The organism is Compostimonas suwonensis, from assembly GCF_002797855.1.
In the GTDB taxonomy this organism is placed as follows: Bacteria; Actinomycetota; Actinomycetes; order Actinomycetales; family Microbacteriaceae; genus Compostimonas; species Compostimonas suwonensis.
The window spans coordinates 59,376-78,763 of the sequence record NZ_PGFB01000006.1; the positions used below are offsets into that span (position 1 = coordinate 59,376).

17 protein-coding genes are annotated in these 19,388 nt (G+C 67.5%); 8 read left to right on the forward strand and 9 right to left on the reverse strand.

From position 1 onward, the window contains the following. Nucleotides 1-85: 85 nt before the first annotated feature. The gene (locus tag CLV54_RS15825; protein ID WP_157803029.1) at nucleotides 86-1,117 is read left to right on the forward strand and encodes a hypothetical protein; all 1,032 of its coding nucleotides are present in this window, start codon (nucleotides 86-88) and stop codon (nucleotides 1,115-1,117) included. A gap of 20 nt (nucleotides 1,118-1,137) precedes the next feature. On the opposite strand, the gene CLV54_RS17620 is transcribed toward CLV54_RS15825, so the two are convergent. From CLV54_RS17620 to glnA, 5 genes are all read right to left on the reverse strand, one after another. Continuing rightward, a complete protein-coding gene (locus tag CLV54_RS17620; RefSeq protein WP_157803030.1) occupies nucleotides 1,138-1,308 on the reverse strand; it encodes a hypothetical protein in 171 nt (56 codons plus the stop codon). Between the two features lie 218 nt (nucleotides 1,309-1,526). Beyond that, nucleotides 1,527-2,540 carry a hypothetical protein gene (locus tag CLV54_RS15830; protein WP_100345973.1) on the reverse strand — a complete coding sequence of 338 codons (1,014 nt, stop codon included), beginning with the start codon at nucleotides 2,538-2,540 and terminating at the stop codon, nucleotides 1,527-1,529. A gap of 1 nt (nucleotide 2,541) precedes the next feature. After that, a complete protein-coding gene (locus CLV54_RS15835) occupies nucleotides 2,542-3,195 on the reverse strand; it encodes a hypothetical protein (protein WP_100345974.1) in 654 nt (217 codons plus the stop codon). A gap of 17 nt (nucleotides 3,196-3,212) precedes the next feature. Further along, nucleotides 3,213-3,668 carry a hypothetical protein gene (locus CLV54_RS15840; RefSeq protein ID WP_100345975.1) on the reverse strand — a complete coding sequence of 152 codons (456 nt, stop codon included), beginning with the start codon at nucleotides 3,666-3,668 and terminating at the stop codon, nucleotides 3,213-3,215. A gap of 413 nt (nucleotides 3,669-4,081) precedes the next feature. Then, entirely contained in the window at nucleotides 4,082-5,506 is a 1,425-nt protein-coding gene (glnA, locus tag CLV54_RS15845) for a type I glutamate--ammonia ligase (protein WP_100345976.1), read from the reverse strand. A 179-nt stretch (nucleotides 5,507-5,685) separates the two neighbouring features. Here glnA and CLV54_RS15850 point away from each other — a divergent pair, with 179 nt between their 5' ends. Further along, nucleotides 5,686-6,114, forward strand: a complete 429-nt coding sequence (locus tag CLV54_RS15850; protein ID WP_245861780.1) for an RDD family protein — start codon at nucleotides 5,686-5,688, stop codon at nucleotides 6,112-6,114. 66 nt (nucleotides 6,115-6,180) lie between these two features. On the opposite strand, the gene CLV54_RS15855 is transcribed toward CLV54_RS15850, so the two are convergent. Beyond that, entirely contained in the window at nucleotides 6,181-6,891 is a 711-nt protein-coding gene (locus tag CLV54_RS15855) for a DUF4191 domain-containing protein (RefSeq protein ID WP_100345978.1), read from the reverse strand. Between the two features lie 189 nt (nucleotides 6,892-7,080). Between CLV54_RS15855 and CLV54_RS15865 the strand changes: the two genes are divergently transcribed. Beyond that, the gene (locus tag CLV54_RS15865; protein WP_157803031.1) at nucleotides 7,081-8,739 is read left to right on the forward strand and encodes a serine/threonine-protein kinase; all 1,659 of its coding nucleotides are present in this window, start codon (nucleotides 7,081-7,083) and stop codon (nucleotides 8,737-8,739) included. 25 nt (nucleotides 8,740-8,764) lie between these two features. Here CLV54_RS15865 and sucB read toward each other — a convergent pair whose 3' ends face one another. The 3 genes from sucB to CLV54_RS15880 form a co-directional block, all read right to left on the reverse strand. Beyond that, nucleotides 8,765-10,228, reverse strand: coding sequence for a 2-oxoglutarate dehydrogenase, E2 component, dihydrolipoamide succinyltransferase (gene sucB / locus CLV54_RS15870; RefSeq protein ID WP_100345981.1), 1,464 nt, complete (start codon nucleotides 10,226-10,228; stop codon nucleotides 8,765-8,767). Between the two features lie 68 nt (nucleotides 10,229-10,296). Continuing rightward, a complete protein-coding gene (gene lpdA, locus CLV54_RS15875) occupies nucleotides 10,297-11,670 on the reverse strand; it encodes a dihydrolipoyl dehydrogenase (RefSeq protein ID WP_100345982.1) in 1,374 nt (457 codons plus the stop codon). Between the two features lie 136 nt (nucleotides 11,671-11,806). Continuing rightward, nucleotides 11,807-13,357, reverse strand: coding sequence for a leucyl aminopeptidase (locus tag CLV54_RS15880; protein ID WP_100345983.1), 1,551 nt, complete (start codon nucleotides 13,355-13,357; stop codon nucleotides 11,807-11,809). An 89-nt stretch (nucleotides 13,358-13,446) separates the two neighbouring features. Between CLV54_RS15880 and CLV54_RS15885 the strand changes: the two genes are divergently transcribed. From CLV54_RS15885 to CLV54_RS15905, 5 genes are all read left to right on the forward strand, one after another. Then, complete coding sequence (locus tag CLV54_RS15885; RefSeq protein ID WP_100345984.1) at nucleotides 13,447-14,373, forward strand: proteasome assembly chaperone family protein; 927 nt, start codon at nucleotides 13,447-13,449, stop codon at nucleotides 14,371-14,373. A gap of 62 nt (nucleotides 14,374-14,435) precedes the next feature. After that, nucleotides 14,436-15,782, forward strand: a complete 1,347-nt coding sequence (locus CLV54_RS15890) for an MFS transporter (protein WP_100345985.1) — start codon at nucleotides 14,436-14,438, stop codon at nucleotides 15,780-15,782. 159 nt (nucleotides 15,783-15,941) lie between these two features. Further along, nucleotides 15,942-17,273 (forward strand): RNA polymerase sigma factor, encoded by a 1,332-nt coding sequence (locus tag CLV54_RS15895; RefSeq protein ID WP_100345986.1) that lies wholly within the window; start codon nucleotides 15,942-15,944, stop codon nucleotides 17,271-17,273. 9 nt (nucleotides 17,274-17,282) lie between these two features. Then, entirely contained in the window at nucleotides 17,283-18,596 is a 1,314-nt protein-coding gene (locus CLV54_RS15900) for a MurT ligase domain-containing protein (protein ID WP_100345987.1), read from the forward strand. Next, entirely contained in the window at nucleotides 18,593-19,369 is a 777-nt protein-coding gene (locus CLV54_RS15905; RefSeq protein WP_100345988.1) for a type 1 glutamine amidotransferase, read from the forward strand. Before CLV54_RS15900 ends, CLV54_RS15905 begins: the two co-directional genes overlap by 4 nt. Nucleotides 19,370-19,388 lie beyond the last annotated feature (19 nt).

Sequence of the window (19,388 nt, forward strand, 5' to 3'; positions counted from 1 at the left end):
CGGTATTGCTTTCCTAACCGGGCAGCTCACGTCTAGCGTAAGAGCACCGATACGGGACGGCCCGAGCGCTCGATACCCTGAGTAGATGCGAGATACCCGCCTCGATCCGTTGCCGTCTGAGCTTCGCCGTCGTCGTGCGCAAGCTGCCGCTGAATTCGAGACCGGTATCAAGTGGATCGACGGATGTCCGACCGCGGTGGGCACCGAAGTCATGTCAGCGCTGGAGACCTTCACGAACATGCCTGGACGGGTGCTCAACATGGCGGACAAACGCCTGGGCATACACGACTCAAGGGAATGGGTGAGCGCGAACCGCTTGCGGGGCGAAGGTGACGACCACGAGCGACTCGATGCTCTGGCGGCCGTCGTGAATGCGTTCGTCTGGCTCTCCGAGACTGACGAGGAGCTGGAGGACTCGGGGTACAGCAACCGTCCCGATGAGGAGCCGGAGTACAACCTTGATGCCTTCATTGAGGTTGTTAACGATCGGTTACTCCATGCCCGCTCCGACTGGCTTTTCGAGGACGGGCGCTTCCAGGAGCGTGGGAACTATGTGATGCACTCCGAAGTACTGCGACCAGCAACCGTCCTACTCGGAGACGACCCCGTGTTCCGAACAGCCTCCGACGCCTTCCAGAGCGCGCTCACGCGACTCTCGAAAAACGAGACGGATGTGGCGCTGACGCAGGCCGCGACCTCGCTTCAGGAGTTCTTCCGTGCCCTTGGCGTGGAAGGCAATTCAGTGTCAGACCAGCTCGACAAGGCTCAACGCCAGAAGGTCATCACTCCCGCCGATCGCTCTCTCATGAAGCCATTGGTTGCTTGGGTGAACGCGGATCGATCCGATCGAGGGAACGCGCACCGTCATCGTGAAGGCGATGTGACGAAGGCGGATGCGTGGCTCATGATGCATGTCGTCGGTGCACTTATGGTGCGGCTATCGAACCGAGATCCGCGTGACATCGTAGCCGCGCGAGAGAAGCGCGAGGCCGACGACGCAGCCAAACGCGAGGAGGCGAGACGCGCCGAACGCGAAGCGGCAGCAACTGCGGCCGCGGCGCGCGAGCCTGACCCCTGGGAGCAGCTGGGCCGGGATCGAGAAGACACGCCGTTCTGAATCGCATGCCGCTCAGTTGCTTAGCTCTTAGCTCGCTTAATGAGTTCGGTAACAGCATCGGCGAGTACAGCGAGATCCTCAACAACCGTCCTGGAGAACTCCTTGGGGTTCGACCCTTCGTCGGATCGGAAGTCTCGCGCGCGTGCCACAACGTCCTGCACCCGCGCCAGATGTTCGTTGAGGTCACTCATGAGACCAGAGTAGAACCCATCGCGGCCACGTGCATGACCGCACGCAAGGACGGGATTGTCGTCGGTATCACTCATCCAGTGTCGGGCAAGCCGAGTTCTATGCCATCGATTCTGGCGTCCGTGATGCCTATGGGGCGCTCGAACGCGAGGGGATGGGCGTCGGCGACGTAACCGCCGCGAGTTCACGTAACCCCATCGATCGACGGTCTCGCTTCTCCCTATCCCTCACTACCAGCAAGCTGCTTCTCCAGCACTGCCTTCAGCGATTTGTAACGTTCTTCGAGTGCGGCCATTGCGCTCTGGATTACGTCAACTCTTTGGGTCGACCAGTTCGCAGCATCGGCGGCATAGAGTGCGTTGAAGCGGGGAATCAGCGAGTAGGCGAGGAACAAGCTCGTCTCAAGCATCAGTTCCGGCCGGTCGAGCATGTCCGGGAAATGCAGGCTGTTCCTCCGAACTTCGAAGCCTCCGTCTACGTGTAAGCGCACCTCGTAGGAGTGGTTCTCCTCGCCAACATGGTGAACGAAACAGATGTCGATCGGACCGAGAGTGTCTTTCTCCGCCACCGCGGTGAGGAAGTTGGATCGCTCGAAGTCCACCCCGTACCGCAGATCCGCCGTCCGGCTTGCAGTGTCGCGGCTGCTGATGCCCGCGATCTGATCCAGTTTGATGTCTGCTGCAAGCTGGGGTCTGTCGCGGTGCTGCACCGCCAGCCAAAGGAAAATCTCCTCGTCCATCAGTCGTAGATGCGACTGCCTTCGGTCGACCTTAATAGTCGCGTCCCTGGTCTGCAGGATCTTGTTCAAGGACGCAATAATGCCATCGCCCTTGCCGAGGTAGGACGGTGTTCGAGTTGAGAACAATAGGCCGATTCGCCCCTCCGCCGGTTCAGTAATCATTACGTCGATGGCGTTCAAGCGACGTGTGACAAGCGGGTCATGTCCCTGTTGGTCACCCATCCCCGCCGGGGCAGGATCCCAGTAGTAGAACCGTGCTCGCAGCATGCGCGGCAGCACATCGGTCGCAGCGGTAATCTCCGGCGTCGAAGCAGGCGGTTCGATCCCTGGTCTTCTGAGGTTTGACTCGTAATTGTTGATGCTCGCCCAACCTCCCTTGAAACCGTCCAAGCTTGGCGGGAGTGCTGCCATTGCGTCACGAATCTCCTCCAGCGACATCGCTGAACGGGAGTGCATGGGGAGCGCCTTGACGGAGTCCTGGCTCATTGTCGGCATATCACGGTCCTATTACTCGGAACTTGCGCACGTTCGTCGAACGCCGGATGAACAGATTCAGGAGGAACTGGGACAGCGGCTTCACGTGATTGAACACGTATTCGACGTTGAACTCATCGTCCATCGGGGTCGACTCATCCCTCCAGCGGACGTCGGCCCAGTGCCACGGCCCGGGGCGCCGCGGCACCTGGCCCAGATCCACGATGAACCCGTTCGTTGCGTCATCCGGGGCCACCGTAGGAACACCCGCTGTTTTGAACGAGGCCTCGCATGTGGGCACCACCGATGCTCTCTCGACGCGGATACTCAGCTGCGCCCCTGAGCGAAAGCAGCGCCGGAGGACGTGGTGCCCGATCAAACCACCAGAAGGCACCGATACCTTCAAAGAGAACACCTGCGACTCTCGATTCCCGGGGCGGATTCGCGCTGCCAACTCGGAGATGGGGGCTTCCTCGTCCTTGACACGCCAAGCGATCTTGATCGTTGGCCAGCCGAAGACGAACTGCACCAAGAGTTCAAGGATCAACGCCGCGACGATCGCAGAGACCAGGAAGCGAATCGGATCTCCAACAGTTGGGAACGTCTCTTCAAGCCAAGGGTCGAGCAAGATTACTGCCCACGCGGCGACCGCTACTTTGAGCGCGTCCCACAGCACGCTGATAATTCTGGTTCTCAAGATAGACGCAGCTCCCGCCATGCGGACTTCAGGAGCTGCTCAGCTTCCTGCGTCACAGATGTGTCCACGTAGCCGCGGCGACGCACCGAGATACGCATGCCGCTTGCCGAGCCGATCAAGTTCACCCCGACGATGTACAAGCCGTCGTACTCATTTTGTAGAGCAGCCTCGACCTCGTCACTCCCGTACGCGCGGAGCGCCTCAACAAGATCGTCCGATACCTCGGCTTGCTCGTCAGGAACGAGCGGAACGAGATAGGCGTCAGAGACCATGAATGAAGAGACCACGAAACCGCGCGCTGACGCATAGGCCGCGAGCCTGATCAGATCCTGACTCCCAAGGTGAAGTTCCGTGCCGACCGGAGTCCGCGCGGGGAGGCCTGAACCCACGTCGCTGATGCGCAGATCGGCACGCCCGTTCGCCGACGGGCTCAGCACCACCTTGCTCACCATGACTCCATCTTCTCGGATGGATACGACATTGTCGCCCCGCAGATCGGCGCGCCCAGTCCAAAAGATTCGAGAGTCGCTTCACTGGTCTCGTCACCGCGGCCAAACATCGTCGACACGATCACCGCATGGAGCGCCTCGCCGTGCTCGTACTGGCGTCACTGCCAGACACCGCTATGAAGTCGAACTTCCCATGCGGTATCTACGGGGCTCGCCTCCACCAAGCGGCGCCTAGTGCGCCTCAACGGCACAGGCCCGGAACGGCTCTCTGCTGTCCGAAAATCTGTCCGTTTACTCCCCGTAGCCGTCCGTAAACGTCGGGGGATACACTGAGCCCCAGGCGGCAGATGCCGCCTGGGGCTCAGTAAATCACTGGGCTCGCAGACCGGAAGTGCGGGTCTGCGGACCTCTCGGAGTCAGACGCCGAAGTACAGCTCGTACTCGAAGGGGTGCGGACGCTGCGCGAGGGGCTTGATCTCCTTCTCGCGCTTGTAGTCGATCCAGGTCTCGATGAGCTCCTGGGTGAAGACGCCACCGGCGAGCAGGAACTCGTGGTCGGCCTCGAGGGCGTCGAGCGCCGCGCCGAGCGACGCGGGAACCTGGGGGATGTTCTTCGCCTCCTCGGGCGGGAGCTCGTAGAGGTCCTTGTCGACGGGCTCGTGCGGCTCGATACGGTTCTTGATGCCGTCGATGCCGGCCATGAGCTGCGCGGCGAAGGCGAGGTACGGGTTGCCCGAGGCGTCCGGAGCACGGAACTCGATGCGCTTGGCCTTCGGGTTGGTGCCCGTGATCGGGATGCGGATCGAGGCCGAGCGGTTGCCGGCCGAGTAGACGAGGTTCACGGGAGCCTCGAAGCCCGGCACCAGGCGGTGGTAGCTGTTGACCGTCGGGTTCGTGAACGCGAGAACGGCCGGGGCGTGCTTGAGCAGGCCGCCGATGTACCAGCGCGCGACATCCGAGAGCCCGCCGTAGCCGGCCTCGTCGTAGAAGAGCGGCTTGCCGTCGTTCCACAGCGACTGGTGGGTGTGCATGCCCGAGCCGTTGTCGCCGAAGAGCGGCTTCGGCATGAACGTCGCGGTCTTGCCCCACTCGGCCGCGGTGTTCTTGACGATGTACTTGAACTTGAGGATGTCGTCTGCCGCGTGCACCATCGTGTCGAAGCGGTAGTTGATCTCACCCTGGCCTGCCGTGCCGACCTCGTGGTGGCTGCGCTCGAGGATGAGCCCGGCGTCGATGAGCTTGAGGCAGATGTCGTCGCGCAGGTCGGCGTGCTGGTCGACCGGGCTGACGGGGAAGTAGCCGCCCTTGTACGGGGTCTTGTTGGCGAGGTTGCCGCCCTCTTCGACGCGGCCCGAGTTCCAGGCCGCCTCGCTCGAGTCGACGCTGTAGAAGCTCGAGTGCTGGTTGACCTCGTAGCGCACGTCGTCGAAGATGTAGAACTCCGCCTCGGGGGCGAAGTACGCGGTGTCGGCGATGCCGGTGGAGGCGAGGTACTTCTCGGCCTTCTTGGCGACCTGACGGGGGTCTTTGGCGTAGATCTCGCCGTTGCGCGGGTTGTAGATGTCGAAGACCATGATGAGCGTGCGCTCGGCACGGAACGGGTCGACGTAGGCCGTGGAGACATCGGGGATGAGCTGCATGTCGGACTCGTGGATGTTGGCGAAGCCACGGATGGACGAGCCGTCGAAGAGCTGGCCCACTGAGAAGAACTCTTCGTCAACGGTGGAGGCGGGGATGTTGAAGTGCTGCTGGACACCGGGCAGGTCGGTGAAGCGGATATCAAGGAACTTGACGTCGGTTTCCTTGATGAACGTGAGCACCTCGGACGAATCACTGAACATGAGTGGGTCTCCCAAAGGCTTGGATCGGAACAGGCTGCACAGCGCAGCCGCTTCCGAGGGTATGGCCAAGGGGTTTCCCGACAGTGACGCCCATGTTTCCGGCATGTTACAAGCCCCTCATCAGGGCCGGGCTCGGGCCGGTGTTCAGGCCGCGTTCAGGCCCCGGATACACTGGATCCGTGCCGAGATCCGAGTCCACACCTTCACGTTCCGGCGAGACTTCTCCCAGCAGATACCCGGGTGAGCGCCTCGGTCTGCCCGAGTCGGGTCGGCGATCCGTCGCCCGGGTCGGCCGCCGCATCGGCGCCCTCGCGATCGACTGGGCGATCGCGAGCGTCATCGCTCTCGCGATCTTCGGGCAGACGCAATGGATGCCGCTCCTCATCTTCCTCGCGATGCAGATCCTGTTCATCGCGACCATCGGCGGCAGCATCGGGCACCGGCTGCTGGGCATGCAGCTGGTGCCGCTCAGGGGCGGCTATGTGGGCCTGTGGCGCCCGATCGTGCGCTCCGTGCTCCTGTGCCTCGCCATCCCTGCGCTCATCTGGGACTCGGATCAGCGCGGCTTCCACGACGTCGTCGCGGGCACCGTGCTCATCCGGGTATAGCGCGGATCATCCCGGTGCGGCGCGGGCGGAGCGGCTGACAGCCGGCTCGGCCCGGCCCGGCTCAGCTCAGCGCGCGCGCTGCGGGCGGGCCTTGTACGGGTCGACGCCTTTCGGGATGGGAAGCTGGCCGCCGAGCGAGCTCAGGCGGTTGCTGACCGCCAGCACCTCGGCCTTCGTGAGCGTCGGCTTGATCTTCGTGAGGCGCCGGGAGAGCTTGTGCAGGGGGATCGCGTCGTCATCCGGGCCGACCGACAGGAAGGTCACGGGAACGTTGGGCAGCACGCGGGAGACCTTGCGCTTCTCGTCCTCCATCATGCGCACGATGCGCGTGCGCGGGCCCTCGCCGATGATGACGACCCCGCCGCGGCCGACCGCGCGGTAGACGGCATCCTGCGTCTTGCCGTTGACGGCGACGGGCATCTCGCTGCCTCGCCAGCTGCGGCGCAGGGAGGAGCGCAGAACGGCGCCCACGGCTCCGGGCTGGCCCGCGATCTGCGAGTACGCGGCCTTCTCGGCGCGACGGCTCAGGATGATCATGGCCGTGAGCACACCACCGAGAACGCCCGCGACGACCCAGAGCGCGATGCTCAGGCCGTTGTCGGGGGTGAGGATGAGGGCGAGGGCGATGCCGAGGGCGATCGGCGCGAGGAACCCGAGGGCCATGAACCAGACGGCGCTGGAGTCGTAGCGCCGGGTCATCTGGAAGACCTGGTACATCTGCTTGAGGCGACCAGGCTCCTTCTGAGCGGCCTGAGCCTTGTCGTTGTTGCGTGCCATGCTCTCTAGGATACCGACTGCGCCCGGTCGATCGTCGCGGTTGCGCTCACGGCTTAGCCGGCACTGCGCGGGGCAGGGCGGGAGGGACGACACGCTCAGTCGTTCTGCACAGGCGCGGCGCGGCGCCGGGTTTCCCCATCCCGGCGCCGGCCATCGGATGAGCCGTCTCCGAGCGGTGACGATGGTGGCGTGATCCTCCACCGCAAGCCCGTCCCGGCCGAGCCGTCATCGTCGGCGCCGCCGCTCGGCGTCGGCGCGGGGATCGGTGCGGGTACGGGGATCGGTGCGGTCGCGGGGATCGGTGCGGGTACCGAAGCGGGAGCGCTCGTGGCGGGGTACCCGGTGATCCGGCGGATCGGCGGGGGCGGGCGTTCCGAGCTGTTCCTCGCTCGATCGGACCCCGGGCCGCCCGTTGTGCTCAAGGTCTACCGTCCCGAGGTCGCTCCCGAGTCCGTCCACGCCGAGATCCGCGCGCTCTCGGCCGGGCTGTCGGCGCACATCCTCGAGCTCATCGACGTGGCGAGCCTTCCCGACGGGCGGCTGTGCGTCGTGCTTCCCCACCTGGGCGGCGGATCGCTCGCCCGGATGGTCGACCACGGCCGCGCCATCGACCCGGGGGAGGCCGTGACGATCCTCGCCCCTCTCGTCGCCGCGAGCGGGGCTCTCTGGGCCGCCGGCCTCGTGCATCCGGCTCTGTCCCCCGCGACCGTGCTCTTCAGCGACGAGGGGGCGCCCGTCGTCGTCGGGCTCGGGCAGCTCGAGAGCTTCCAGCGGGAGTCGCGGGAGCAGTCGTCGTCGAGCCTCGACCTCGCCGCCCGCCGCCTCTCGCTCGTCGCTGCGAGCGTTCTGCACCGGGTCCCGAACGCCGCCGATCGGGGAGCTGAGGGCGTTCTCGCCGCCGCTGCGCCGGCACGGGCGGCTGCCGTGCGCGGTCTGGCGTACTTCCACGAGCTCGAAGACGTCGTCTTCGACTTCTCCGAGGCGGCTCCCGTGCGTCTCGAGGCGCCGGCAGCGGCTCGGGTGCCCGTGGCCTGGTCGGCGGCTGCAGCCCTGCGGCAAGAAGCCGCGGCGTCCGCCCCCGCGTCTCTCGTGCGGGCGAGCCCGACGAGCCCGACGGGTACGGGGAACCCGACGAATGCGACGAGCCCGGGAGACCCCGCGATCCCCGCGAACCGGATGCTGCACCTGCCCGGATTCGCGAGCGACACCCTCGAGGCGTTCCTCGACGCGGGCAGTCTCACGGGGCTCGCGCGAGGCCTGCGGGCGTGGCTGTCGCGCCGGTGGAAGCCGCTCGCCGTGGGGGCGGGCCTTGCGGCTGTCGCGCTCGTTCTCGTGCTGACGCTGACCGGTGACGGGTCGGGGGAGGCCGCGCGCGACGAGGCGGCGGACGCCTCGACGTCCGCGCCCTCGGACACCGCTGCGGATCCGGATCCTGCACCCGGCCCCGTGCCCGACTCCGTGCGCGATCCTGCACCCGACCCGGCGGCGCTCGCGGGGGAGGATCCGGTCGCGGCGGCCCGGGAGCTGCTGCGCGGCCGGGAACGCTGTCTGCGCCTCCGGTCGAGCGAATGCCTCGACGGAGTCGACCAGGCGGGGAGCGCTCTTCTCGCCGGCGACCGGCAGCGGGTGGGGGCGGCTGCCGAGTCGGGTGTTGCCGAGTCAGGTGTTGCCGCGGCGAACGTGCCGGAGTCGGCGGACGAGCCGGTCGTCGAGCTCGTGGAGCTTCACGGCGACTCGGCCGTGCTCACCGTCGCGATGGCCGCGACAGCCGGCACAACGGAACCGGCCTCGCTCCTGATCGTCAGGAGCGAGGCCGGTTGGCGTCTGCGGGAGATCTTCGAGCCGTGAGGCGCTGCTCGATGCCCCGGTGCGGCTAGATGCCCAGGTCGGCCTCGAAGTTGCCGTCTTCGAGACGGTTCTTCACGGCGACGAGGAATCGTGCGGCATCCGCACCGTCGATGATGCGGTGGTCGTACGAGAGCGCCAGGTAGACCGTCGAGCGGATCGCGATCGCCTCGACGCCGTCGGCCTTCACGACGACCGGCTTCTTCGTGACGATTCCCGTTCCGAGGATCGCCGACTGCGGCAGGAAGACCACCGGGGTGTCGAAGAGCGCTCCACGCGAGCCCGTGTTGGTGAGCGTGAAGGTTCCGCCGGCGAGCTCGTCGGGCTTGAGCTTGTTGTCGCGGGTGCGCTCGGCGAGGTCGGCGATCTCGGTGGCGAAACCGGCGAGATCGCGGGTTCCGGCATCCTTGATCACGGGAGTGAGCAATCCGCGCTCGGTGTCGACCGCGATGCTCAGGTTCTCCTGCTCGGGGTAGACGATGGACTCGCCGTCGACCGTCGCGTTGATGATCGGGTACGCCTTGAGCGCCTCGGTCGCCGCGAGGGCGAAGAACGGCAGGAAGGACAGCTTGGCGCCCGTCTTGGCGGCGAAGTCGCCCTTGACGCGGTCGCGCAGCGCCGCGATGCGGGTCACGTCGACCTCGACGACCGAGGTGAGCTGAGCCGTCGACTGCATGCTGAGAACGGCGCGCTCGGCGACGACCTTGCGCAGGCGCGACATCGGCTGCGTGGTACCGCGCAGCGGCGAGGTCTCGAGGGCGACGGCCTTGGCCGGTGCGGCTGCCGCTGCCGGGGCTGCCGAGGCGTTGAGCACGTCCTCCTTGCGGATGCGCCCTCCCACGCCGGTTCCCGACAGGGTCGAGAGGTCGACGCCCTGCTCGTGCGCGAGCTTGCGGACGAGCGGGGTGACGTAGCCGGCGTTGCCCGAGCCTGCGGGCGCTGCGGCGGCTGCGGGTGCAGCAGGAGCGGCGGGTGCCGGAGCCGCGGGTGCCGGAGCGGCCGGTGCTGCAGGCGCCGGTGCGGCCGGTGCTGCGGCGACAGGAGCAGGAGCAGCGGGCGCGGCAGGAGCAGGTGCGGCGGCCGGCGCGGGCGGTGCCGCGACGGGCTCCGCTGCGGGTGCCTCGACGGGTGCGTCGGTCGACGGGACCTCGGCCGCGGCCACGGGGGCCGGTGCAGCCTCCGGCGCCGGTGCTGCTTCGGCGGCCGGCGCGGCCTCCTCAGCCGGTGCTGCCGGCGCGGCCTCGCCGGAGCCCGAGCCGTCTCCGATGCGGACGAGGGGGGTTCCCACCTCGACCGTCTCGTCCTCCTGCACGAGGATCTCCTCGACGACGCCGGCGACAGGGGAGGGGATCTCCGTGTCGACCTTGTCCGTCGAGACTTCGAGCAGAGGCTCGTCAACCTCGACGTGGTCACCGACATTCTTAAGCCAGCGGGTGACCGTGCCCTCTGTGACACTCTCTCCGAGTGCCGGGAGGCTGACGGATTCGCTCATGAGCTTTGTCTCCTTCAAGAACCTTTTAGTTTCGATGTTTAGCTTAGTGACGCAAGGGGTGCGACTCGTCAGAGTGCGTGGAGCGGCTTGCCCGCGAGGGCGAGGTGCGCTTCTCCCAAAGCCTCGTTCTGGGTGGGGTGCGCGTGCACGAGGCTCGCGACGTCTTCCGGGTACGCCTCCCAGTTCACGATGAGCTGCGCCTCCCCGATGAGCTCGCCGACGCGGGCTCCGATCATGTGGATGCCGACGACGGGGCCGTCGTTGACGCGCACGACCTTGACGGAGCCCGAGGTGCCGATGATGTGGCTCTTGCCGTTGCCGGCGAGGTTGTAGTCGTAGAACGAGACGTTCTCGGCGCCGTACTTCTCCTCGGCCCGGGCCTGCGAGAGCCCGATGGAGGCGACCTCGGGATCGCTGTAGGTCACCTTGGGGATGTTGATGTCGTCGATGATCACGGGGTTGAGGCCGGCGATCTCCTCGGCGACGAAGATGCCCTGCTGGAAACCGCGGTGCGCGAGCTGGAGGCCGGGCACGATGTCGCCGACGGCGTAGACGCCGGGGATGTTCGTCTGCAGGCGCTCGTTCGTGATGACGAAGCCGCGGTCGAGGGTCAGGCCGACCTCCTCGAAGCCGAGTCCGGCGGTCGAGGGGCCACGTCCGACGGCGACGAGCAGCAGCTCGGCGTCGATGGTCTCGCCGTTCTCGAGGGTGACGACGACGCCGTTGTCGTTCTCGACGACGCCGGCGAAGCGCACGCCGATCGTGAAGTTGATGCCGCGCTTGCGGAAGGCCCGCTCGAGCTGCTTGCTCACCGACTCGTCTTCGTTCGGCACGAGGTGGGGCAGGGCCTCGATGATCGTGACATCTGCGCCGAAGGACTTCCAGACGCTCGCGAACTCGACGCCGATGACGCCGCCGCCGAGGATCGCGACCTTCTTCGGGATGAAGTCGAGCTCGAGCGCCTGCTCGCTCGTGATGACGCGGCCGGCGATGTCGAGGCCGGGGAGCGAGCGCGAGTAGGAGCCCGTCGCCAGGATGACGTTCTTGCCGACGACCGTGTCGTCGCCGACCTGGACGGTCGTAGGCGAGACGAGCTTGCCCTCGCCCTCGATGACGGTGATGCCGCGAGCCTTGATGAGGCCCTGGAGACCCTTGTACTTGCTCGAGACGATGCCCTCGCGGTAGGCGGTCACGCCCGCGATGTCGATGCCGTTGAACGTCGTGTCGACACCGTACTTGCTGGACTCACGCGAATAGTCGGCGACCTCGGCGGCGTGCAGGAGCGCCTTCGTCGGGATGCAGCCGCGGTGCAGACAGGTGCCGCCGAGCTTGCCCTTCTCGATCAGGCCGACGCTGAAACCCAGCTGGCTCGCTCGAAGGGCTGCCGCGTAACCGCCGCTGCCACCGCCGAGCACCACAATGTCAAAATTCTGTTCCGACACTCAGTTACTCCCTCGTGCATCAGGATTTGTGTCACTGATCCGATCGCAGGGCGGCGTCGTGCTCGATGAGTTCAGGCACAGCGCCTCCGCTCGTGACGGATGCATATGGGCAATGATTTTTGCCTCTACGAGCCTACTACCTGCGCGAAAGCTCCTCGCTCAGTTCGAGCAGCGTGCGCACGGCGATGCCGGTCGGCCCCTTGCCCGTGAAGCCGTAGGCGCTGTCCTTGTTGTTGGCCGGCCCGGCGATGTCGAGGTGGGCCCAGGGGATGCGCGGCGCGTCGTCGCCCTCGCCGGTGCGCCCCACGAACTCGCGCAGGAAGACGCCGGCGACGAGCATGCCCGCTGCGGGGTTGCCGGGCTTCGCGTTGGCGATGTCCGCGACATCCGAGCTCAGGATCGAGCGCAGCTCGGCGGGCAGCGGCATGGGCCACATGGTCTCTCCGGCGGCGGATGCGGCAGCGATCACCTGCGCGACGAGCGCGTCATCGCCCATGACCCCGGCGTAGCGGGTGCCGAGCGCGACGGTCTGGGCGCCCGTGAGGGTGGCGACGTCGATGATGTGGTCGGGGTGCTCCTCGCTCGCCGCGACGAGCCCGTCGGCCATCACGAGCCGGCCCTCGGCGTCGGTGTTGAGCACCTCGACGGTGCGCCCGCCGCGGATCGTGAGCACGTCGTTGGGGCGGGTGGCGCTGCCCGACGGCATGTTCTCGGCGATGCACAGCCAGGCGGTGATGCGGATCGGCAGGGCGAGGCGGGCGGCCGCGACCGTGACGGCGAGCACTGTTGCGGCGCCCGTCATGTCGTACTTCATGCCCACCATCGAGGCTGGCGGCTTGAGCGAGAGCCCGCCCGTGTCGAAGGTGATGCCCTTGCCGACGAGCGCCAGATGGCTCGACGCCCCGCTCGGGGCGTAGCTCACCTTGACCAGACGCGGCGGGCGGCTCGAGCCCTGCCCCACGCCGAGGATGCCGCCGAAGCCGTCGGCCTCGAGCTGGGACTCGTCCCACACCCGCACATCGAGCGGAAGACCGTCGGGGAGGCCGGCGGCGAGGTCGACGGCGAACCGGGCGAGCGCGTCCGGGTAGAGGTCGGAGGGCGCGATGTTGACGAGATCCTTGACGGTCGCGATGGCCTCGGCCGCGATCGAGGCGCGGGCGGCCAGCCGGGAGAGGGCGTCCGGGCCGGGGAGACCGGCCTCAGCGCCATCGTCAGCGCCGTCGGGAGCGCCGTCGACGAAGACCGTGATCTCGCCGACGGGGGTCTTCGCCGCCGCCGTGGAGGCCGAGCGGTAGCGCGTGAACGAATAGGAGCCGAGGGCCGCCCCCTCGAGCAGCGCCCCCAGCTCGGTCCCGTCGGCGACGGGCACGGCGAAGGCGACGGATGCCGCGCCGGCGAGCTGCCGCACGGCCGATCCCGCGGCCGAGCGCAGCGCGTTCGCATCGGGGGCGCGGCCGAGCCCGATGACGGCCCACGAGCGCGCGGAGCCGCGAGGAGCGGGCAGGCGCAGGAGCTCGTCGGCCGAGCCGGAGAATCCGAGCGCGGAGAGCTGCTCCGCGACATCCTGCGCCTCGACGATCGAGTGCACGACCACTCCGGCGGGACTGCTGCTCGCGGCGATCACGAGCACCTCTGCGGTGCTCCCGAGCGGGTCGGTTGTGTGGGTGGTCAAAGTCGGCGCTGTCATGCAGGCCATGCTAGTTGTTCGCTCTCGGCATGCCCTCGACGGGCGCGATTCCGGGGGGCGCTGCGCGGGCCGCCGATTAGAGTTGGACCATGCGCGACCCGAACGAACTTTACGAGCTCAGCCCCGAATCGGCTGAGGTGCCGGAGGGCCTGCACCTCGTCGCGGGCCTCACCGGTTTCGCGGATGCCGGAGCCGCTGTCACCCAGTTCAGCGACTACATCCTCGACACCCTCGAGAACCGCGTCGTCGCGACCTTCGACGTCGACGAGCTGCTCGACTACCGCGCTCGTCGCCCCACGATCTACTTCGATCAGGATCACCTGAGCGACTATCGCCCCTCGAGCCTCAACCTGTACCTCGTCTACGACGAGCTGCACCAGCCGTTCCTCTTCCTCGCGGGTTTCGAGCCCGACTTCCAGTGGGAGCGGTTCGCGGCCGCGGTGCTCGAGCTCATCGAGCGTTTCCAGGTGCACGACACGACGTGGGTGCACTCGATCCCCATGCCCGTGCCGCACACCCGCTCGATCGGCGTGACCGTGAGCGGCAACCGCTCCGAGCTCATCGAGAGCCTCTCGGTGTGGAGGCCGCACACGCAGGCGCCGGCCAACGCGCTGCACCTGCTCGAATACCGTCTCGACCAGCTCGACCGCCCCGTGGTGGGCTTCGTGCTGCTCATCTCGCACTACCTGGCCGACACCGAGTACCCGAGCGCGGCCCTCGCGTCGCTCGAGAGCATCAGCGCGTCGACGGGCCTCATCTTCCCGACCGATCACCTCCGTGAGCTGGGCCGCGAGTTCGTGGCCAAGATCGACGAGCAGGTCGCCGCCAACGGCGAGCTGGCCAAGCTCGTCGGCACGCTCGAGGAGCGCCACGACGCGTACATGGAGGGAAGCCCCCTGCGCTCACCGCTCACCGACGTCGACGGGGAGCTCCCGACGGCCGACGAGATCGCCGCGGAGCTCGAGAAGTTCCTCGCGATCAAGCGGCACGGCGACGACGACCTCGGCACCCCCTGAGCACGGAGCGCACAGTCTGCTGATCGCGCCGTCCGATCTCGGCTCGCCCTAGACTGACGAGAGTGAATTCGCGGCGCTCCTGGTTGATCTTCGGCGTCGGAGTGCTCGCCTACGTGATCGCCGTCATGCAGCGCACGAGCCTCGGTGTCGCGAGCGTCTCGGCCTCCGAGCGCTTCGGGGGAGCCGCGTCCGAGCTGGCCGCGCTCGCCGTGCTCCAGCTCGTGGTCTACGCCGGCATGCAGATCCCGGTCGGCGTGCTCATCGACCGTCTCGGCCCGCGGGTGCTCATGATCGCCGGCAGCTCGATCATGGTCGCCGGCCAGGTGACTGTCGCGTTCTCGACGACGATCGGCTTCGCCGTGCTCGGGCGCATCCTCGTCGGGGCGGGCGACGCGATGATCTTCATCTCGCTCATCCGGCTCGTGAACTCGTGGTTCGAGGGCAGGATCGTTCCGCAGCTCTCCCAGTGGATCGGCAACATCGGCCAGCTGGGGCAGGTGCTCTCCGCCGTGCCCTTCGCGATCGTGCTGCACAGCCTCGGCTGGGAGTGGGCGTTCCTGTCCGCGGCATCCGCCTCGGTCGTCGCGGTGATCGGCACGGTCGCGGCGATCCGGGACAGACCGGCGACGAGCTCGGAGCCCCCTCGTGTCACGAGCTGGTCGGTCGCGCTCGGCCAGCTGCGGGCGAGCTTCGCGAGGCCGGGGACGCAGCTCGGGTTCTGGTCCCACTTCGTGAGCCAGTCGCCGGGAACCGTCTTCAGCCTGCTCTGGGGCATCCCCTTCCTCGTCTACGGCCTCGGCTACTCGGAGGAGCTCTCGGCGAGCCTGCTCATCGTGCTCGTCGCGGCGGGAGTCGTCGCGGGGCCGATCCTCGGGCTGCTGAGCGCGCGCTTCCCGCTGCGGCGGAGCAACCTCGTGCTCGGGGTCGTGGCGGCGATGGCCGTCGTCTGGACCATCGTGCTGCTGTGGCCGGGTGTGCCGCCGCTGTGGCTCGTGGTCGTGCTCATCGCCGTGCTGGGCGTGGGCGGGCCCGGCTCGGTCATCGGCTTCGACTTCGCGCGCACCTTCAACCCGATCAGGAGCCTCGGCTCGGCGAACGGCGTCGTCAACGTGGGCGGCTTCCTCGCGAGCTTCGTGATGATGTTCGTGATCGGCCTCGTGCTCGACGCCCAGGCCGGGGGATCGGCGTCATCGGCATCCATCTACACCCTCGACGCCTTCCGCCTCGCCTTCTGCGTGCAATATGCGGTCGTGGGCTTCGGCGTCGTGATGCTGCTGAGGGCTCGCCGCCGCACCAGACGGCGCCTCGTGGACGACGAGGGAATAGAAGTGGCCCCTCTCTGGGTTTCATTGATGAAGGTGTGGAGAGGGGGCGGCCGTGGCTCGGACGGTCGCCAAACCATGCAATAATTGACTAAGGACCCGTTCATCTCCTGTCCGCTACGTTCTCGAAACGTGGTCAATGACGGCAGGACTTGACATGGGTCTTAGTAATGTCCAAATACAACCTGGACCGGGGGATTGGCGCACACGCCGCCGAGTGGTCTCCCCGGTGTGAGAGGTGTTCGAATGGCAACCCGAACGACAAAGTCGGCCGTCGCTGAAGCGATCGCAGACGAAGAGCCGGCTGCCACCGCGGTAGCGACCGCGACGAAGGCAGCCCCGGCCAAGAAGGCGGCGCCCCGGCGCGCCGCCGCAAAGGCAGTACCGGCAGCAGAGAAGGCTGCACCCAAGAAGCGAGCCACCAAGAAGGCCGCGGCCGACGAGGACGTCGACGACGAGGTCGACCCCGAGGCCGAGGACATCGTCGTCGACGACGACGCGGAAGTGGTCGTCGTCGAAGAGGTCGTCGTCGAAGGCGAGACCGAGGAGACGGACGACGACTCCGAGGAGAAGAAGAAGCCCGCCGAGGCCGTTCCGGCCGGAGCCATGGTCTTGTCGCTCGTCGACGACGAGGACGACGTGCCCGTCTACTCGACGGCGATCACCGGCGCGACCGCCGACCCCGTCAAGGACTACCTGAAGCAGATCGGCAAAGTCCCGCTGCTCAACGCGGCCGAAGAGGTCGAGCTGGCGATGCGCATCGAGGCGGGTCTGTTCGCCGAGGACAAGCTCGCCAACACCGAGAACCTGACGCCGCAGCTCAAGCGCGAGCTGCAGTGGGTGGCGAAAGACGGCCAGCGCGCCAAGAGCCACCTGCTCGGCGCCAACCTCCGTCTCGTCGTCTCGCTCGCGAAGCGCTACACGGGTCGCGGCATGCAGTTCCTCGACCTCATCCAGGAGGGCAACCTGGGCCTCATCCGTGCCGTCGAGAAGTTCGACTACACGAAGGGCTTCAAGTTCTCGACCTACGCCACGTGGTGGATCCGTCAGGCCATCACCCGTGCCATGGCCGACCAGGCGCGCACGATCCGCATCCCCGTGCACATGGTCGAGGTCATCAACAAGCTCGCCCGCGTGCAGCGCCAGATGCTCCAGGATCTCGGTCGCGAACCCACGCCGGAGGAGCTGTCGCGCGAGCTCGACATGACGCCGGAGAAGGTCGTCGAGGTTCAGAAGTACGGCCGCGAGCCGATCTCCCTGCACACTCCTCTCGGCGAGGACGGCGACAGCGAGTTCGGCGACCTGATCGAGGACACCGAGGCGGTCGTCCCCGCCGACGCCGTGGGCTTCACGATGCTGCAGAAGCAGCTCGAGTCGCTCCTCGACTCCCTGTCGGAGCGCGAGGCGGGAGTCATCCGCATGCGTTTCGGCCTGGGCGACGGAATGCCCAAGACCCTCGACCAGATCGGCGACACCTTCGGCGTCACCCGTGAACGGATCCGGCAGATCGAGTCCAAGACGATGGCGAAACTGCGCCACCCGTCGCGGTCCCAGTCGCTGCGCGACTACCTCGAGTAAGCAGCACCCGTGCGCTACGCCCCGGCCGTGATCATCGGCCGAGCGGTTCGTGCCGCCGCCCGGATCCGCAAGCCGGGCGGCGGCTCCGCCGTGCCCGGTCTCGTGGTCAACAAGCTCGCGCCGGGCTACCTCGCGCACGCGCTCAACTCCTTTCCGCGGGGCCTCGTGATCGTCAGCGGATCGAGCGGCAAGTCGACGACGACGAAGATGCTCGTGAGCGTGCTGCGCGCCCACGGCATCCGGATCTTCACCAACCCCTCGACCGCGAACATCTCGCAGGGTCTCACCTCCGCGCTGCTCGAGCAGGCCGATGTGCGGGGCCGCATCGACGCCGAGCTCGGAGTGCTCGAGATGGACGAGGGGCACGGCGCCCTCATCGCCGATCGCCTGACGCCGTCGGTCGTCGTTCTCACCAACGTGATGATCGACCAGATCGACCGCTTCCACGACCCGCAGATGGTGCAGGGCATGCTCGCGAAGATCGCGCGGCGTGCGAGCGCCGCCGTTGTGCTCAACGCCGACGACCAGTCGCTCCTCGAGCTCGCCTCCGGCTTGCGCGGCACGGCCGAGGCGCGGTGGTTCGGCGTCTCCCACGGGGTGCGCGTGGCCAACCCGCGCGGCTTCGGGTATGCGGAGACCGCGCCCGAGGCATCCGCCGTGACGGCGGAGACGGTCGTCGAGCGCGTCGACGGCGCGCGCACGACGATCACGGTGGCCGGCGAGGCGATGGATGTCGCGCTGCCCTCGCGCGGCGTGCACTACGCGGTCGACGCGGCGGCGGCGCTCTCCGCCGCCCGGGAGATCCTGGGCGACGGCTTCGAGCCGGCTCGCGCCATCGAGGCGATCGGGGCCATGGAGCCGGTGTTCGGCCGGGGCGAGACGACGACGGTACGCGGCAGGAAGGTCGAGTTCGTGCTCGTGCAGAACCCGGCCAGCTTCCAGCTGAACGTCGACAGCCTGCCCGCGGGCACGGAGCAGATCATGGTCGCCATCGGCTCCGACGTGCGCGACCCCTCCTATCTCTGGCCTGTCGACACGGCCTCGCTCGGCCGGGTGCGCGTCGTCTCGGGGTCGCAGGCCCAGGAGATCGCCCTGCAGCTCGCGTACGACGGAGTGTCGATCGACCGTATCGAGGAGAACCTCGCGACGGCCCTCGATGATTTCCTCGCCCTTCCCGAGCCCTCGAGCGGTGGCGGTGTCAAGACCGTCATCTTCTCCGCGGACTCGATGCGCCGCACCCGTGCCCATCTGGGGCTCACCAGCAACAGCGATGGCGCTGGCGGCGCCGGCAGCAGCACCAGCACCGGAGGAGCAGGGGTATGAGCGACATCCTCACCGTGGTCAGCGTGCTGCCCGCGCTGCTCGACACCAACGGCGACGCCAGCAATGCGCGTGTTCTCGCTCGGCGCGCCGGCTGGGCGGGCTTCGAGGCCCGGGTGGTCGAGGTGTCGACGGCGGCCGAGCTGCCCGAGCGCGTGGATCTCGTCGTTCTCGGCTCGGGCGCCGACGCCGAGTTCGTCGACGCGATCGACGCCGCGCAGCCGCTCCGCTCGGCGCTGCAGGACTGGATCGACGAGGGCGTTCCGCTGCTCGCGGTCGGCACCGGCTGGGAGCTGCTGAGCGCGGGCGTCGACGACCGCGCCGGAGCCTTCGAGACCCTCGGACTGCTTCCGGGGCGCGCCGTGGCGCGCACGCGCAGGGTCAGTGACGACCTCGTCGTGGAATCGGGCTTCGGTCGTCTGATCGGCTACGAGAACCACGCCCACGACTATCTGCTGCCCGAGGGCGTCTCGCCTCTCGGCACCGTTCGCGTCGGCTCCGGCAACGGGGATGCCGTGGGAGGCGCCGGCGAGGGTGTTGCGGGCGCCGCACGCGGCGAAGGACTCGTGCAGGGCTCGGCCATCGGAACCCATCTGCACGGACCCGTCCTGGCGAAGAACCCGTCGCTCGCCGATCATCTGCTCGGCACGGCCATCGAGCGTTCACGCGGGGTTGTCTACGAGACCGTCAGCGCGGAGGCGCGTCACGTCGATGACATAGCTCGAGCCGCACGCAATCGGATTGCGGTGCGGCTCGAACTGGGAATCGAGAGCTGAGCGGGCTGCTCGGCTATCC